The sequence below is a fragment of the Microtetraspora glauca genome, from assembly GCF_040656155.1.
GTDB classification, from domain to species: domain Bacteria; phylum Actinomycetota; class Actinomycetes; order Streptosporangiales; family Streptosporangiaceae; genus Microtetraspora; species Microtetraspora glauca.
On the sequence record NZ_JBFALK010000023.1, the window covers coordinates 31,950 to 47,864 of the forward strand.

Genomic DNA, 15,915 nt, shown 5'->3' on the forward strand with positions numbered 1-15,915 from the left:
GACCAGACCGTCAGGTGAGGGACGAGGAGATCGTCTCCTCCACGGCGCGCAGCGCGTCGCCGATCGCCTCGGGCCGGGTTCCACCGCCCTGCGCGACATCGTCCTTGCCGCCACCGCCACCCCCAAGCGCCTTGGCGGCGACGCCGACCAGCTGCCCCGCCTTCAGGCCACGGCCGCGTCCCGCCTCGTTCACGGCGGCGACGACGACCGGCCGGTCTGAGGGAACACCGGCGACGACGACCACCGCAGCGCGGTCGCTCGGGAATCGGCCGCGCACGTCGAGGGCGAGTTTACGCAGGTCATCGGGAGAAGTGCCAGCGGGCGCGCGATGCGTGACGACGGAGACGCCGTGCACGTCCACCGCTCCGGCGGCCAGTTCACCCGCGACCGCGAGCACCTGCGCCGAGCGGAGCTTCTCCAGCTCCTTCTCGGCCGTGCGCAGCCGGGTGACGATGCCCTCCACCCGCTCCGGCAGCTCCTCGCGGCGCGCCTTGAGCTGCTCGCTGAGCTGGGCCACCAGTACGCTCTCGCGGGCCAGGAAGCGGAAGGCGTCCAGACCGACCAGCGCCTCGACCCGGCGCACGCCCGCGCCGATCGACGCCTCACCGAGGACCTTGACCAGGCCGAGCTGGCCGGAGCTCGCCACGTGGGTGCCGCCGCACAGCTCGCGGGAGTAGTCGCCGACCTCGACCACGCGCACCTCGTCGCCGTACTTCTCGCCGAACAGCGCGAGCGCGCCCATGGCGCGGGCCTCGGACTGCGAGGTGTAGTACGCGTTGACCCGGAGGTCGTTGATCAGGACCGCGTTGACCTCGTCCTCGACGTCGCGCAGGACGCTCGGCGCGACCGCTCCGGCCGCCGTGAAGTCGAACCGGAACCGGCCGGGGGAGTTCTCCGAACCCGCCTGCGCCGCGGACTCGCCGAGCGCGTTGCGGAAGCCGCGGTGAACGAGGTGGGTCGCGGTGTGACTGCGGGAGATCGCGCGGCGCCGCTCCAGGTCGATCTCGGCCTGTGCCTGCTCGCCGACCCGGATCTCGCCGGTGCGGACCTTGCCGCGGTGCACGACGAGGCCGGCGATCGGCGACTGCACGTCGGTGATCTCGACCTCGGCGCCCGCGGTGCGGATCACGCCCTGGTCGGACAGCTGGCCGCCGCCCTCGGCGTAGAACGGCGTGCGGTCGAGGACGATCTCCAGGGTCGTCCCCTCCCCCGCCGCCGGGACTGCGCCGCCGTCGACGATCAGGCCGATGACGCCCGCCTCGGCCGTCGTGTGGTCGTAACCGAGGAAGTCGACCTTGCCGGCCTTCTCCAGCATGCCGCTGAAGACGGAGATGTCGGCGTTGCCGGTCTTCTTGGCCGCGGCGTCCGCCTTGGCCCGGTCCCGCTGCTCCTTCATGAGGCGGCGGAAGCCCTCCTCGTCGACCTTGAGACCCTGCTCGGAGGCCATCTCCAGGGTGAGGTCGATCGGGAACCCGTAGGTGTCGTGCAGCTGGAACGCCTGGTCGCCGCTCAGAATCGGCGCGCCCTTGCGCTTGGACTCCTCGACGGCCGCGTCGAAGATCGCCGTACCGGTGCGGAGCGTGCCAAGGAAGGACGCCTCCTCCGCGTCGATGACGGTGTGGATGTTGGCCGCGTCGCTCTTCAGCTCGGGATACAGCTCGCCCATCACGTCGATGGTGGTCGCGGTGAGCTCGTGCATGTAGCGGTCCTCGCCCGCGCCGAGCAGGCGGAGGTTGCGGATGCTGCGGCGCAGGATGCGGCGCAGGACATACCCGCGGCCCTCGTTGGAGGGCAGGACGCCGTCGGCGACCAGCATCACACCGGCGCGCGTGTGGTCGGCCACGACCCGCAGCGACACGTCCGCGCGGCTGTCACGGCCGTACTTGGTGTGGGTGAGCTCGGCCGCCCGGTCGAGGATCTTGTACGTGGTGTCGATCTCGTAGATGTTGTCGACGCCCTGCAGGATCGCCGCCATGCGCTCCAGGCCCATGCCGGTGTCGATGTTCTTGCTCGGCAGTTCGCCCGCGACGTCGAAGTCGACCTTGTTGCGGACCTCGCTGAGCTGGAACTGCATGAAGACGTTGTTCCAGACTTCGAGGTAGCGGTTCTCGTCGGCGACCGGGCCACCCTCGCGGCCGTACTCGGGACCGCGGTCGTAGTAGATCTCCGAGCACGGGCCGCCGGGACCGGGCACGCCCATGTGCCAGTAGTTGTCCGCGAGGCCACGGCGCTGGATGCGCTCCAGCGGGACACCGACCACCTTGTGCCAGATGTCGGCCGCCTCGTCGTCGTCCTGGTAGACGGTCACCCAGAGCCGCTCCTCGGGGAAGCCGAAGCCGCCCTCGGACTCGGGCTTGGTGAGCAGTTCCCAGGCGTACGGGATCGCCTTCTCCTTGAAGTAGTCGCCCAGGGAGAAGTTACCGAGCATCTGGAAGAACGTGGCGTGCCGCGTGGTCTTGCCGACCTCGTCGATGTCCGGGGTGCGGATGCACTTTTGGACGCTCACCAGCCTCGGCGCCGGCGGCTTGCGCTGGCCGAGGAAGTAGGGCTTGAAGGGCACCATGCCCGCGGGGACGAGAAGCAGCGTCGGGTCCTCGGCGACAAGGCTGGCCGAGGGCACGACGGTGTGCCCGCGCTCTTCGAAGAAGCGCAGGAAGCGGCGGGCGATCTCTGCCGACTCCATTTCAGCGGCCATCCTTTACGTCGTAGTTTCTGTCAAGACTTTCGAGTCCCATGCGGGCGCGCAACTCAGTTTCCCGGTCCCGCGCCAGCGCGCGGACGTCCCCGGCGAAGTCCACGAGCTCACCGGCGAACCCGGCCGCCCGGCCGACGGCGCGTCTGGCCACGTTCTCGGGCCGCATCGCCTGAAGCTTACGCATCGTCCAGACGGCGAGGCACACGCCGACCGCGATGTAGAAGAACCGGCGGATCACGGACGCCGCCCCCCGATCGCGCGGCGGTCCCGCCGGGCCAGCGCCTCGCGGACGCCGTACCCCAGCGCGGACAGCTTGATCATCGGCCCGGCGAACAGCATGGCCGCGACACCGGTGATCTTCACCATGTTGCCGCTGACGTCCTTGACGTTCTCCGTGATCGCCTCGACCGCGACCAGTTGGCGGTTGGTCTCGTTGACCGTCTGGCCGACGTCCTCCAGGAGGGGCACCACCCGATCGCTCAGCTCGGACACCACCTTGGTGGTCTCGGTGAGCAGGCGGGCCAGCCTGACGAGCACGACGGCCATGAAGCACACCAGGATCGCCCAGAACATCGCGACGATCAGACCGGCGACCTCTCCCGCGGTAAGCATGTGCGGATCCGTCTCCTCGGTAGGTGGCAGGCGCGTGTCTCTGCTCGAACCCGCGCCGCGCGGCTTCGGCGCGGCGGATTCGGCTGGAATGGCAAGACCCTACCGCGAACGCCGGGTACGCCGAGGCCCACCACGCCCTTCCCGGCCCCCGCCCGGCCCCTCCGGCCGCCAGGCGTCCGTCAGGCGCGACCTTCGGGTACGGCCCTCACGTACGGCCGTCGCCCCTGAGGAAGTCGCGGATCCGCGTCCAGCGCTCGGCGAACCGCGCCTCCGCGCCGTGCTTGGTGGGCTGGTAGTAGCGCCGGTCCCTGAGCTCCTTGGGCGCGTAGTCCTGCCGGACCAGGCCGTGCTCGAAGTCGTGGGGGTACTGGTAGCCCTTGCCGTGGCCCAGCTTGCTCGCGCCGGGATAGTGGGCGTCGCGCAGGTGGGAGGGGATCTGCCCGATCAGGCCGCGCCGTACGTCGTCGGCGGCGGCGCCGATGGCCGAGACGACCGCGTTGGACTTGGGCGCGAGCGTGCAGTGGATCACCGCCTGGGCGAGGTTGATGCGGCCCTCGGGAAGCCCGATGAACTCCACCGCCTGCGCGGCCGCCACGGCGACCTGGAGGCAGGTCGGATCGGCCATGCCGACGTCCTCTGAGGCGAAGATCACAATCCGGCGGGCGATGAACCGGGGGTCCTCCCCCGCCTCGACCATGCGGGCCAGGTAGTGCAGGGCGGCGTCGGCGTCCGAACCGCGCATGCTCTTGATGAACGCGCTGATCACGTCGTAGTGCTGGTCGCCCTGCCGGTCGTAGCGGACCGCCGCCTTGTCGACCGCCCGCTCCACGACCTCGACGGTGATCTCGTCGGACAGCAGCGCCGCCGCCTCGAGGTAGGTCAGGGACCGGCGGGCGTCGCCCCCGGCGAGCCGTACGAGCTGGTCGAGGGCGTCGGGGTGCAGTGTGGCGCGCCCGCCGAGGCCGCGCGGGTCGCCGACCGCCCGCTCCAGGACGGCCCGCACGTCGTCTTCAGTCAGCGACTCCAGGGTGAGGAGCAGCGACCGGGACAGCAGCGGCGAGATGACCGAGAAGAACGGGTTCTCCGTGGTGGCGCCGATGAAGGTGACCCAGCGGTTCTCGACCGCCGGGAGCAGCGCGTCCTGCTGGGCCTTGTTGAAGCGGTGCACCTCGTCGACGAAGAGGACGGTCTGCCGGCCGCTCATGCCGAGCTCGCGGCGGGCCTGGTCGATCGCGGCGCGTACGTCCTTGACGCCGGCGGAGACGGCGGAGATCTCCACGAACCGGCGCTTGGTGGCGCCTGCCACGACATAGGCGAGTGTGGTCTTTCCCGTGCCCGGCGGCCCCCACAGGAACAGGGACATGGGGGCCTCGCTCTCGACCAGGCGGCGCAACGGCGTGCCCTGGCCGAGCAGGTGGCGCTGTCCGATCACCTCGTCCAGACCGCGCGGTCGCATCCGGACGGCCAGCGGTTCCTGGCCTCTGTGGGCCTCCTCGGCCATCGAATCGAACAGACTGTCCACAACCTCGACTCTAGCCGCCCCAGACCGCCGTCGCCCCGCTGTGCCCGGCGCGTACGACGTAGTAACCGGCGACGACCGCGAGGACCACGGAAGCGGCGGACAGCACCGTGCCGGCGGCCTTCGGCCACTTCCTGGCGCCGAAGACGAGCAGGAGGGCCACGAGGCCCAGTGCGGCCGTACTGATCAGCAGGGGGTTGGCGAAGCTCTCGTGCGCGGCGACGGCGGGCGACGTCCGCCCCTCGAAGAGATTCCTCTCGAACGCCTCGCCGCTCTCCTTCGCCACGAAGACGGCGACGGGAGCGCCGACCGCCGTCAGGACGAGCATCCAGTCGAACTTCCCGCGGAACCTCGGCAACGCGGCGTGGGCGACCGAGAGGAGGGCCAGCAGCGGTGTCAGCACGACCGCCGCGTGGACGAGCAGGGGGTGGACGGGCAGGCCGAGGATCTCGTCGAACATGGGCGTCACTCCTGGCTTCGTGATCGTGGCAGGGTTGTTCCTCACCCTGATACGGATGCGATCACGGCGAGGTTCTCAAAGAGATCTGAGAACAATCTGAATTTCTCCCCTCCCTGGAGGGAGGGGATTACCACCCTCACAGATCGGCCTTCCCGCGTCACCACCGGTCGCCCGCGTGCGCGCGACCCGCGGCCCGCGGCCCGGTCAGGTGACGGTCCTGCCCCTCCTCGGACGGGTCGCGGGGTCGGGCGGCGCGGCCGCGGGCGCGTCCGCGAGCTTCTCCAGCGCCAGCCGCACCGCCGTGTCGAGCTGCGGATCGGCGCCGGCGGCCCAGTCCGCGGGTGTGTTCAGCACCTCCACGTCGGGCGTGGCCCCCCGGTTCTCCAGCTCCCAGCCGTACCCGCGGATCCAGTTCGCGTATCCGGGGACGGTGAAGGAGGTGCCGTCGCCCAGGCGGTGCCATCCGTCGTAGCCGATCACACCGCCCCACGTCCTGGTCCCCACCACCGGCCCGAGGCCGAGGGTCTGCGCGGCTCCGGTGATGATGTCCCCGTCGGAGCACGTCGCCTCGTCGCACACCACGACCACCGGACCCCGAGGCGCGTCCATCGGATAGCTCTGCGGCCGCAGGTGGCGGCTCATCTCCCAGCCGACGATCCGCCGCGACAGCTTCTCCAGCACGAGCTGGGAGGTGAACCCCCCGCGGTTGCCCCTGAGATCGACGACGAGGACGTCCCGCACCAGCTCGCGGCCGAGGTCCCGGTGGAGTTGCGCCCAGCCGGACGCGTCCATGTCGGGGACGTGCAGATAGCCCGCCCTGCCCCCGCTCAGCCGCCGCACCCGCTCCCTGCGCTCCGCCACCCAGGCGTGGTAGCGCAGCGTCCGGTCGTCCCACAGCGGGACCACCGCCACCCGGAACACCCTGTCGCCCGACTCGACCGTGAGCTCGACCGGCCGGCCCGCCGTGTCCACCAGCAGAGGGGCCGGGCCCGTACGCGGGTCGACCGGGCGGCCGTCCACCGCGAGGACCGCGTCGCCGGGCCGTACGCCGGAACCGGCGAGCGGGGACCGGGCCTGCGGGTCGGAGGACTCCGCGGGCAGGATCCTGCGGACCCGCCAGAGGCCGTCGGTGTCAGGGGCGAGATCGGCGCCCAGCATCCCGACGGGCCTGAAGGACCCGCCGGACGGCCCCGGCCGCACGTACGCGTGCGAGGACGCCAGCTCGCCCAGGGCCTCGCCGAGCACGTCGGCGAACTCGTCGGCGCCGGAGACCCGGTCCAGCCAGGGGCGGTACGCGGCGAGCACGGCCGGCCAGTCGACGCCCGCGAGGTCCGCCACCCAGAAGTGGTCGCGCACCAGCCGCCCGGCCTCCGCGTACGCCTGCCGCCAGCGGCTCCGCGGATCGACCTCGACCCTGATCCTGCGCAGGTCCACCTCGGCCGGGTCTCCGGCCCCGCCGGTGACCTTCATGGCGTGGCCGTCGATGTACGCGACGCGCCCGCCGTCGCCGCTGACCGAGAAGGCGTCGGCGTTCGCGACCTCCTCGCACGCGCGCTTCCCGAGGTCGAACCGTTCGAGGACCGTCCGTGGCCGCGTCCCGTTCTGCCCGGTGCCCAGGGAGCCTCGGAGCGGGTGGCGCAGCCAGGCCAGACCGTCCTTGACCGCCTGGAGGCTCGAGTAGTGGGCCTCGGGGACCGGCAGGGCGACCACCCGGCTCGCCATCCCCTCGGTGTCCACGACGATGTCCACGCGGCCGCCCTCCTCCGGCTCGGCCGGGCGCCCGTCCACGGAGGGCGCGAACGGCGAGGGCGTGCTGCGGGCGAGCGGCAGCAGGAAGGGCCGGGAGCCGACGGGGAAGGCCAGGTCGAAGCTGTGCACGTCGAAGATCGGGTCGAAGCCCCGCATGGACAGGAAGGCGAGATATCTCCCGTCGGGTGTGAACACCGGCTCGGTGTCGCTGAACCGGCCGTCGGTGACCTCGACGATCACCGGAACCGCGTCCGTGCCGTCCGCACGGTCAGCGCCCTCCGCGCTGTCCGTCCTGGCCGCGCCTTCCGTCCTGGCCGCGCCTGCCGTCCTGGCCGCGCCTTCCGTCCTGGCCGCGTCTTCCGCGACGGACGCGGACGGCCTGGGCACCCGGGCCATCCGGATCGCGCGCAGCAGGCCCACCTCGGGATGCGACCAGGCAAGCCAGGCGGAGTCGGGCGAGAACCTCGCCCCGCTGAGCGGGCCGCACGCCGACCGCGCCAGCTCCGTCACCTCGCCGCTCGCCACGTCCACGAGCAGGAGCCCGCCGTCGTGGGTGGTCACCGCGATCGTGCCGCCGTCCGGCGCTCCGGTGATCTCCAGCACGCGCCCGAGCCGGCCGCCGGCGACACTCCTGACCGTGCCGCCGGGCTCCACGAGTTCGATCCCGTCCTCGCCGCCGGCGTCGCTCACCCATGCGACCGGCCCGTTGCCGCGCCGCGGTGTCTCCTCCCCGTCCTGGCCCCGTAAGGAGCCGAGCACGATGGGGAGCCTGGCCCGGACTCCCGGACGTGCGGTCAGGCTTCGCGCCGGCCCGTCCTCGTGCGTCAGCCACACCACCGTGCCCGCCACCTCCACGGCGCTGGCCCGGCCGGTGGCGTCGCACGACAGGTGCTCCACGGACGGCGGCGCCGCGTACGGCCGCCAGCCCGCTCCCGCGCCGCCCAGCGTCACATCGAGGCGCTCCGGGCGGGCGTCGAGGCCGGGGAGAAGCCACAGCTCCCCCGCCCGGCTGTACACGATCCGCCGCCCGTCGGTGCTCGCCTGGCGGGCGTAGAAGTCCTCGTGCCAGGTGTGCCGTACGAGATCGGAGCCGTCCGGGGCGCAGGAGTAGACGTTGCCGACCCCCTCGTGGTCGGAGAGGAAGGCGATCCGGCCCCCGACGATCATCGGTGCGGCGATCTGGCCCTCGTGGCCTTCGAGCAGGCGCCGCCCGTTGAGCCAGAGCCTGCCGGTGCCGCCGCCCCGGTAGCGCTTCCAGTGCGCCGGGTCGTGTCCCGCCGCCCCGGTGAGCAGCAGCGCGTCCCCCTCCGCCACGTGCAGGTCCTCGACCGGCCCGTACGGCTGCCGCGTCGCCGGACCGCCGTCGTCCGGGACCGCGTACGCCCAGGTCCAGAACCCGAAGGGCTGGCCCTGCCCGCTGACGACGGCGACGGTGTGGTCGTCCAGCCAGCCCCGCGACTCCGTGCGGTAGTCCCCCCAATAGGTGAGCCGCGTGACGGGCCCGCCTCCGATCGGGACCACGTGGATCTCCGGGTCGCCGTCGCACCGGCTCGTCCAGGCGACCCTCGCGCCGTCGGGAGAGAACCTCGGGTGGCTCACCCTGGCCCGGTCGACCGTCAGCCGCCAGGCCCTCCCGCCGTCGAGTGGAGCGATCCAGACATCGTCGTCCGCCACGAAGGTCAGGGATTGCCGGTGAACGTGGGGAAATCGGAGGTAAGGCCCACTTGTCACCACGTAATCGTAACGGGATGGTTCTTTACCGCAAGATCGTGATTTCTGCTACTTGAGATACCTGTGAGTCTCCTGCTTACGCGAACCCGACAGGATCGCCGATAAAGTGACGCATCGCAGTGGTCAAAACAGGTAAAAGGGAAGGCATAACGGTGACCGACACGGACCGGCAGCAGCACCCGGCTTGGCGCAAGGGCAAGGCCAGGCGCACCACCTTCGGCGTCGGCCTCGGTGTGCTCGCACTGGTGGGCGGGCTCGCGGCGTGCAGCGAGTCCAAGGACATTGCCGAGGCGCCCCCTTCGGCCTCGCCTTCCGAGGCTCCCTCGGCCATCCCGTCGGATCTCCCGAACGCGACGCCCAGTGTCAAGCCCACGGACCTGCGCAAGGTCACCTGCGAGTACCGCAAGGACGACACCGGCAGCCCGGCGAAGTTCGTCGGGCTGCCGCCGAAGCGGCTCAGCAAGGCGGTGATCAACGCCAAGGCGATGACGATTTACACCAACCTCGGCAAGATCGTCCTCGACATCGCCCCCGGCGACACGCCCTGCACGGTGAACTCGTTCGCGTTCCTGGCCAGCAAGAAGTACTTCGACAACACGGTCTGCCACCGCCTCACCACGATCGAGACCAACGGCCTCGGCCTGCTGCAGTGCGGCGACCCCCAGGCCAAGGGCGACGGCGAGAACCCGACCGACGGCACCGGCGGCCCCGGCTACCTGTTCCCCGACGAGAACCTCGGGCCGCAGTACGCCCGCGGCGTGGTGTTCATGGCCCAGGCAGGCGACGCCGCCAACTCCAACGGCAGCCAGTTCGTCATCTCCTACACCGACGAGAACGCCCAGCTTCCGCAGGCGTACACGCCGTTCGGCATCGTCCGCCAGGGCATGGAGATCGTGGACAAGATCGTCAAGGGTGGGGTCAACACCGCCAAGGACGGCGTGGACATCACCAGCGACGACGGCGGCTCGAACGCACCCAAGATCAAGGTTGTGATCAAGACCGTCAGGGTCTCCTGACCCCGCGCTCGCGGGACGGGAAACGGCCCCTGGCGCCCGGCGATTCGCCGCCGGGCACCAGGGGCCGTTCCCGTATGGGAGACCGCGTCCGGAGCGCCCCGAGGGGCGTCTCCGGCGCCGTGTCAGGCCTGCGGGGCCGCCTCGCTCTTGGGCTTGGCGTCCACACCGGCCTCCTTGCGCTGGTCGGTCGTGATCGGCGTGGGCGCGCCGGTCAGCGGGTCGAACCCGGAGGCGGTCTTCGGGAACGCGATCACGTCACGGATCGACTCGCCTCCGCTGAGCAGCATGCAGACGCGGTCCCAGCCGTAGGCGATGCCCCCGTGCGGCGGCGGGCCGTACTTGAACGCCTCCAGCAGGAAGCCGAACTTGCTCTCCGCCTCCTCCTTGGAGATGCCCAGCACGTCGAAGACCCGCTGCTGCATCTCGGCACGGTGGATACGGATCGAGCCACCGCCGATCTCCATGCCGTTGCAGACCATGTCGTACGCGTACGCCAGGGCCTCGCCGGGGTTGTCCTGGAAGTTGTCGGCCCACTCGGGCTTCGGACCGGTGAACGGGTGGTGCACCGCGGTCCAGCCGGTCTCGCGGCCGACCTCGTCGACGACGGGCTCGAACATCGGGGCGTCGACGACCCACAGGAACGACCACTGGGACTCGTCGATCAGATCGCAGCGGCGGCCGATCTCCAGCCGGGCCGCGCCGAGCAGCTCCCGCGAGGGGCCGGGCAGACCGGCGGCGAAGAAGACCGCGTCGCCGGGCTGCGCACCCGTGGCCTTGGCCAGGCCGGCGATCTCCGTCTCGGACAGGTTCTTGGCGACAGGACCGCCGAAGCCGTCCTCCTGGACCAGCACGTACGCGAGGCCGCGGGCGCCGCGGGACTTGGCCCACTCCTGCCAGGCGTCCAGCTCCTTGCGGGTCTGCCCGGCGCCGCCCGGCATCACCACGGCACCGACGTACGGCGCCTGGAACACCCTGAAGGTGGTCTCCGCGAAGTATTCGGTCAGATCGACCAGCTCGACCCCGAAACGCAGGTCGGGCTTGTCCGAGCCGTACCGCGCCATCGCCTCGGCGTAGGTGATCCGGGGCAGCGGCGTGGGCAGGTCGTAGCCGATCGTCTCCTTCCAGATGCGGCCGATCAGGGCCTCGCCGAGCTCGATGACGTCGTCCTGGTCGACGAACGACATCTCGATGTCGATCTGGGTGAACTCCGGCTGCCGGTCGGCGCGCAGGTCCTCGTCGCGGAAGCAGCGCGCGAGCTGGTAGTAGCGCTCCAGGCCGGAGACCATGAGCAGCTGCTTGAACAGCTGCGGAGACTGCGGAAGGGCGTACCAGTTGCCCGGCTGGAGCCGTACCGGCACCAGGAAGTCACGGGCCCCCTCGGGGGTGGAGCGGGTGAGGTTCGGCGTCTCGACGTAGACGAACCCGCGCTCCTTCATGACCTCGTTCGCCAGGTACGTCGCCTGCGAGCGGATCTTCAGGGCGTTCGCGATCTGCGCCCGGCGGATGTCGAGGTAGCGGTACTTCAGCCGCGCCTCCTCGGACACCCCGGTGCTGCCCTCGATCGGGAACGGCAGCGGCGCGGCCTCGCTCAGCACCTCGACCTCGGAGGCGACGACCTCGACGGCGCCGGTCGGCAGGTCGGGGTTCTCGTTGCCCTCGGGGCGCACCCGGACCTCGCCCGTCACCTTGACGCAGTACTCCGAGCGCAGGTCGTGGGCGTGGTCCTCCTCGCGGAAGACCACCTGGGCGGAGCCGGAGGCGTCCCGCAGGTCGATGAAGACGACACCGCCGTGGTCCCGGCGTCGGGCCACCCAGCCCGCCAGCGTCACCCGCTGGCCTGCATGCTCCCTACGAAGCGTCCCTGCTTCGTGACTGCGGATCACGAGAATTTCCCCTTCAGGATGTCGACGACCTCGGCGATCGGCACCGCGGTCTGCTCGGCTGTGGTCAGGTCCTTGAGCTGTGCGGCTCCCGCCTCGAGATCTCGGTCGCCGAGGATCAGGGCGTACCGGGCGCCGCTGCGGTCGGCGGCCTTCATCGCGCCCTTGACGCCGCGCCCCCCGAAGGCCATGTCGACGGACAGGCCGGCCCGGCGCAGCTCGGCCACGAGCGTGAACACCCGGCGCCGCGCCTCCTCGCCGAGCGGTACGGCGAAGACGTCCATCGTGCCCGGCCGCTCGGTGAGCAGGCCCTCCGCCTCCATCGCGAGGACCGTGCGGTCCACCCCGAGCGCCCAGCCCACGCTGGGCAGCGGGGGTCCGCCGATCATCTCGCTCAGCCCGTCGTAGCGGCCCCCTCCGCCGACGGCCGACTGGGCGCCGAGCCCGTCGTGCACGAACTCGAAGGTCGTCCTGGTGTAGTAGTCGAGGCCGCGTACCAGCCGGGGGTCGTCGGTGTAGGAGACGCCCACGTCGGACAGCAGGCCGCGGACCTCCTCGTGGTAGGCCTTGCAGGCCCCGCACAGGTGGTCGGTCACCAGCGGCGCGTCCGCGAGCTGGGACTGGACGTCGGGACGCTTGTCGTCGAGCACCCGCAGCGGGTTGATCTCGATGCGCTGGCGGGTCGGCTCGTCCAGGTCGAGCCCCCGCAGGAACTCCTGCAGCGCGGCGCGGTACGCGGGACGGCACTCGCGGCAGCCCAGCGAGTTCAGCAGCAGCCGCACGTTCCGCAGGCCCAGCCCGGCGTAGCCGTCCACCGCGAGCACGATCAGCTCGGCGTCGAGCGCCGGGTCCTCACCGCCCAGCGCCTCGGCGCCCACCTGGGAGAAGTGGCGGTACCGGCCCTTCTGGGCGCGTTCGTAGCGGTAGTAGCTGCCGGAGTACCACAGCTTGACGGGCAGCGGGCCGCCCGGCAGGCCGTGCTCGATCACCGCGCGCACCACGGACGCGGTGCCCTCGGGACGGAGCGTGATGGACCGCCCGCCCTTGTCCTCGAACGTGTACATCTCCTTGGTCACGATGTCGGTCGACTCGCCGACACCGCGGGAGAACAGCCGGGTGTCCTCGAAGGCGGGCGTCTCGATGTAGCCGTAGCCCGCCCGGCGAGCCGGCGCGGACAGCGCGTCGCGTACGGCGAGGGCCCACTCGGAGCGCGGCGGCATCCAGTCGAAGGTGCCCTTCGGCGCTTGAAAGCTCATTACAGTCCCCTGGTCGGGCCGGCGTGCGGCGCGTCCCCGCCCGAAGCCTGCTCCTCGTGCAGGCCCCTGAGATAAGGGTTGGTCGCGCGCTCGCGGCCAATGGTCGTCTGCGGTCCGTGACCGGGCAGGACCGTCGTCTCGTCCGGCAGCGGCAGGCACACGGTGGCCAGGCTGCGCAGGATCGTCGCGTAGTCACCGCCCGGAAGGTCGGTACGGCCGATGGAGCCGGCGAACAGCAGGTCTCCCGAGAACATGATCTCAGGTACCCGGAACGTCACCGACCCCCTGGTATGGCCGGGCGCGTGGTCGACCGTGATCTCCAGACCCGCGAGTTTCAGCGTCGCGCCGTCCGACAGCTCCCTGACGTCGTCGGGCTCGGTGAACTCCAGGCCGCCGAACAGCATCTGCCTGGTCTGCAGGGACAACCCCTTGGCCGGATCCGACAGCAGTTCGCGGTCTTCGGGGTGGATCCACGCGGGGACGTCACGCGCTCCGCAGACGGGCACGACCGACCACATGTGGTCGATGTGGCCATGGGTGAGCAGCACCGCGACCGGCTTCAGCCGGTGCTCGCGCAAAACCTCGTCGAGGCCCTCGACAGCGTCCTGACCTGGGTCGATGACGACGCACTCCTCGCCTGCGGCGGGAGCGACGACGTAGCAGTTGGTCTGGAAGGACCCTGCGGGAAACCCGGCGACGAGCACGGAATCGGCCTCTTCGTCTCAGAAGATGTATCAAGGAATGCGCGAGCGAATGTAACCGAAGGGTACCGGTGCGGGTCGGCGGGCTGCGAACCAATACCCGTGTGCCGATACGATTCGCCCACCTCAATAGTCATTCTTGGACAGTCGGGAGGACGAAGTGGCCACCGGCAAGGACCGCCAGAAGCAGCTGGCCCGTGAGCATTACCAGCGGCAGGCGCAGGCGAGACTTGAGCGGCAGCGCAGGTCTCGGCGCACCGCGCTCATCGGGACGAGCACCGCCGTCGTGGTCGTGATCGGCGCGGCCGTGGGCGCGGTCGCGCTGATGGGAGGCGGTGACGACGCCACCGCGACGGCCAAGCCGACCACGGCGGCGGCGGAGCCCAAGGCGTACGACCCGTCGACGGGGACGTGCACCTACGTCGCGTCCGCCCCAGGAGAGCAGGTCAAGAACGTCGGCACGCCGCCGGAGAAGATCAGCACCGCGCCGGCGACCATGACGATCAAGACGAACTACGGCGACATCGTCGCCACGCTCGACTCCGTCAACGCGCCCTGCACGGTCAACTCGTTCAAGTTCCTCGCGTCGAAGGACTACTTCGACAACACCAGATGCCATCGGCTGGGCACCACGTTCCCCATCCTGCAGTGCGGCGACCCGCTCGCGAAGGCGGACGGCAAGAACGCGACCGACGGCCAGGGCGGCCCCGGCTACCGGTTCGTCGACGAGAACCTCGCGGGCGCCAAGTACAACCGCGGCGTGCTCGCCATGGCCAACAGCGGCCCCGCCACGAACGGCAGCCAGTTCTTCATCGTGTACGGGGAGACCGGCCTGAGCGCCGACTACACACCTTTCGGTACGGTGACGAAGGGGCTGGAAATCCTGGACAAAGTGGCCAAGCGCGGGATCATCGCTGGAGCCCAGAACGACGGAACGGGCGCACCCAAGCAGCCCGTCGAAATCAAAGACGTGACAATAACCAGCAAGAGCTGACGTAATACAACCAAGGGCACAGTGAAGCCCTGGAGGCTGATTCGAGTGCGGGAGGACACCGTGACCACCGACCCGTGGGGCCGGGTAGACGACGACGGCACCGTCTACGTGCGTACGGCCGAGGGCGAACGAGCCGTCGGGTCCTGGCAGGCCGGTGAGCCGGAAGAGGCTCTCGCCTACTACCACCGCAAGTACGAGGAACTGGCCGGGCAGGTCCAGCTCCTCGAACAGCGGGTGAGGGGCACCGACCTGCCGCCCGCGCAGGCGGAGGCGAGCATCCTGAAGCTCCGCGAGGCGGTCGCCGAGGCGCATGCGATCGGCGACCTGGGCGCGCTCCAGGACCGCCTCGGCGCACTCAGCGACCTCGTCGGCAAGCGCCGGGAAGAGGTGAAGGCCGCGCGCGACCAGGCACGGGTCCAGGCCCGCGAGGTCAAGGAGCGGATCGTCGCCGAGGCGGAGCGGATCGCCGAGGACGCCACCCACTGGAAGTCCGGCGGCGAGCGCCTGCGGCAGCTCGTGGACGAGTGGAAGGCCGCCGAGCGGATCGACCGCGCCACCGAGGCGGGCCTGTGGAAGCGCCTGTCCGCCGCCCGTACGGCGTTCGCCAAGCGGCGCAAGGCGTACTTCTCCTCGCTCGACGAGCAGCGTGACGCGGTGCGCGGCGCCAAGGAGCGCATCGTGGCCGAGGCGGAGGCCCTGGCGGCCTCGACCGACTGGAACGCGACGGCCGCCGCCTACCGCGAGCTGATGCGCCAGTGGAAGAACGCCGGCCGTGCCTCGCGCGAGGTGGAGGACGAGCTCTGGGGCAGGTTCAAGGGCGCCCAGGACCAGTTCTTCCACGCCAGGTCGGCCGTCTTCGCCGAGCGGGACGCCTCGTTCGCGGCCAACGCCGAGGCGAAGGAGGCGCTGCTCGCCGAGGCGGGCAAGCTGCTGCCCGTCACGGACGCCAGGAGCGCCCGCGGCGTCCTGCGCGGCATCCTGGAGCGCTGGGAGGCGGCCGGCCCGGTGCCGCGCGAGCAGCGCGACCGGCTCGAAGGCGGCCTGCGCAAGATCGACGACGCCGTCCGCAAGGCCGAGGAGAACGAGTGGCGCCGCTCGAACCCCGAGGCCAGGGCCCGCGCGCAGGACACGGTCAGCCAGCTCCGCAAGTCCATCGAACAGCTCGAGACCCGGCTGTCCAAGGCGCAGGCCGCGGGCAGGGACAAGGACGTCAAGGAGACCGAGGAGGCCCTGACCGCCCGGCGTTCGTGGCTTGAGGAGGCCGAGCGCACGCTCGCCGAGTTCTCCTGATCCGGCTCGTTC

General features: G+C 70.9%; 12 protein-coding genes. 3 read left to right on the plus strand and 9 right to left on the minus strand.

Features of this window, described 5'->3' with window-relative positions; translation table 11 throughout:
- Window positions 1–10 precede the first annotated feature (10 nt).
- The 6 genes from alaS to AB0I59_RS33770 form a co-directional block, all read right to left on the minus strand.
- The gene (gene alaS / locus AB0I59_RS33745; protein ID WP_061257228.1) at window positions 11–2,683 is read right to left on the minus strand and encodes an alanine--tRNA ligase; all 2,673 of its coding nucleotides are present in this window, start codon (window positions 2,681–2,683) and stop codon (window positions 11–13) included.
- 1 nt (window position 2,684) lies between these two features.
- Entirely contained in the window at window positions 2,685–2,933 is a 249-nt protein-coding gene (locus AB0I59_RS33750; protein WP_358139362.1) for a hypothetical protein, read from the minus strand.
- Window positions 2,930–3,307, minus strand: coding sequence for a DUF948 domain-containing protein (locus tag AB0I59_RS33755; RefSeq protein WP_061257226.1), 378 nt, complete (start codon window positions 3,305–3,307; stop codon window positions 2,930–2,932). The genes AB0I59_RS33750 and AB0I59_RS33755 overlap by 4 nt, the downstream gene beginning before the upstream one ends.
- A 205-nt stretch (window positions 3,308–3,512) precedes the next feature.
- A complete protein-coding gene (locus AB0I59_RS33760; protein ID WP_358139537.1) occupies window positions 3,513–4,808 on the minus strand; it encodes a replication-associated recombination protein A in 1,296 nt (431 codons plus the stop codon).
- A 31-nt stretch (window positions 4,809–4,839) separates the two neighbouring features.
- Window positions 4,840–5,286: a DUF2231 domain-containing protein gene (locus AB0I59_RS33765; RefSeq protein ID WP_061257225.1), complete on the minus strand. Its 447-nt coding sequence runs from the start codon at window positions 5,284–5,286 to the stop codon at window positions 4,840–4,842.
- A 204-nt stretch (window positions 5,287–5,490) separates the two neighbouring features.
- Window positions 5,491–8,769: a S41 family peptidase gene (locus AB0I59_RS33770; RefSeq protein WP_494410554.1), complete on the minus strand. Its 3,279-nt coding sequence runs from the start codon at window positions 8,767–8,769 to the stop codon at window positions 5,491–5,493.
- Window positions 8,770–8,918: 149 nt separating this feature from the next.
- Here AB0I59_RS33770 and AB0I59_RS33775 point away from each other — a divergent pair, with 149 nt between their 5' ends.
- Window positions 8,919–9,782, plus strand: a complete 864-nt coding sequence (locus AB0I59_RS33775) for a peptidylprolyl isomerase (RefSeq protein ID WP_358139369.1) — start codon at window positions 8,919–8,921, stop codon at window positions 9,780–9,782.
- A 122-nt stretch (window positions 9,783–9,904) separates the two neighbouring features.
- Here AB0I59_RS33775 and aspS read toward each other — a convergent pair whose 3' ends face one another.
- From aspS to AB0I59_RS33790, 3 genes are read right to left on the minus strand one after another with little or no spacing between them, the layout of a single operon-like run.
- Window positions 9,905–11,665, minus strand: a complete 1,761-nt coding sequence (gene aspS / locus AB0I59_RS33780) for an aspartate--tRNA ligase (RefSeq protein WP_061257222.1) — start codon at window positions 11,663–11,665, stop codon at window positions 9,905–9,907.
- Window positions 11,662–12,918, minus strand: coding sequence for a histidine--tRNA ligase (hisS, locus tag AB0I59_RS33785; protein WP_061257221.1), 1,257 nt, complete (start codon window positions 12,916–12,918; stop codon window positions 11,662–11,664). Before hisS ends, aspS begins: the two co-directional genes overlap by 4 nt.
- The gene (locus AB0I59_RS33790; protein ID WP_061257220.1) at window positions 12,918–13,622 is read right to left on the minus strand and encodes an MBL fold metallo-hydrolase; all 705 of its coding nucleotides are present in this window, start codon (window positions 13,620–13,622) and stop codon (window positions 12,918–12,920) included. The genes hisS and AB0I59_RS33790 overlap by 1 nt, the downstream gene beginning before the upstream one ends.
- Before the next feature lie 157 nt (window positions 13,623–13,779).
- Between AB0I59_RS33790 and AB0I59_RS33795 the strand changes: the two genes are divergently transcribed.
- Together AB0I59_RS33795 and AB0I59_RS33800 are read left to right on the plus strand one after the other, a co-directional pair.
- On the plus strand, window positions 13,780–14,613 hold the full coding sequence (locus tag AB0I59_RS33795; RefSeq protein ID WP_061257219.1) for a peptidylprolyl isomerase: 834 nt from the start codon (window positions 13,780–13,782) through the stop codon (window positions 14,611–14,613).
- Between the two features lie 60 nt (window positions 14,614–14,673).
- Window positions 14,674–15,903 carry a DUF349 domain-containing protein gene (locus AB0I59_RS33800; protein ID WP_061257297.1) on the plus strand — a complete coding sequence of 410 codons (1,230 nt, stop codon included), beginning with the start codon at window positions 14,674–14,676 and terminating at the stop codon, window positions 15,901–15,903.
- The last annotated feature ends 12 nt before the right edge of the window (window positions 15,904–15,915 follow it).

What these genes read in the sequence shown, in the direction of transcription:
- alaS (WP_061257228.1), bottom strand. Translation starts at nt 2,683, where the DNA reads ATGGAGTCGGCAGAGATCGCCCGCCGCTTCCTGCGCTTCTTCGAAGAG.
- AB0I59_RS33755 (WP_061257226.1), bottom strand. Translation starts at nt 3,307, where the DNA reads ATGCTTACCGCGGGAGAGGTCGCCGGTCTGATCGTCGCGATGTTCTGG.
- AB0I59_RS33760 (WP_358139537.1), bottom strand. Translation starts at nt 4,808, where the DNA reads ATGGCCGAGGAGGCCCACAGAGGCCAGGAACCGCTGGCCGTCCGGATG.
- AB0I59_RS33765 (WP_061257225.1), bottom strand. Translation starts at nt 5,286, where the DNA reads ATGTTCGACGAGATCCTCGGCCTGCCCGTCCACCCCCTGCTCGTCCAC.
- hisS (WP_061257221.1), bottom strand. Translation starts at nt 12,918, where the DNA reads ATGAGCTTTCAAGCGCCGAAGGGCACCTTCGACTGGATGCCGCCGCGC.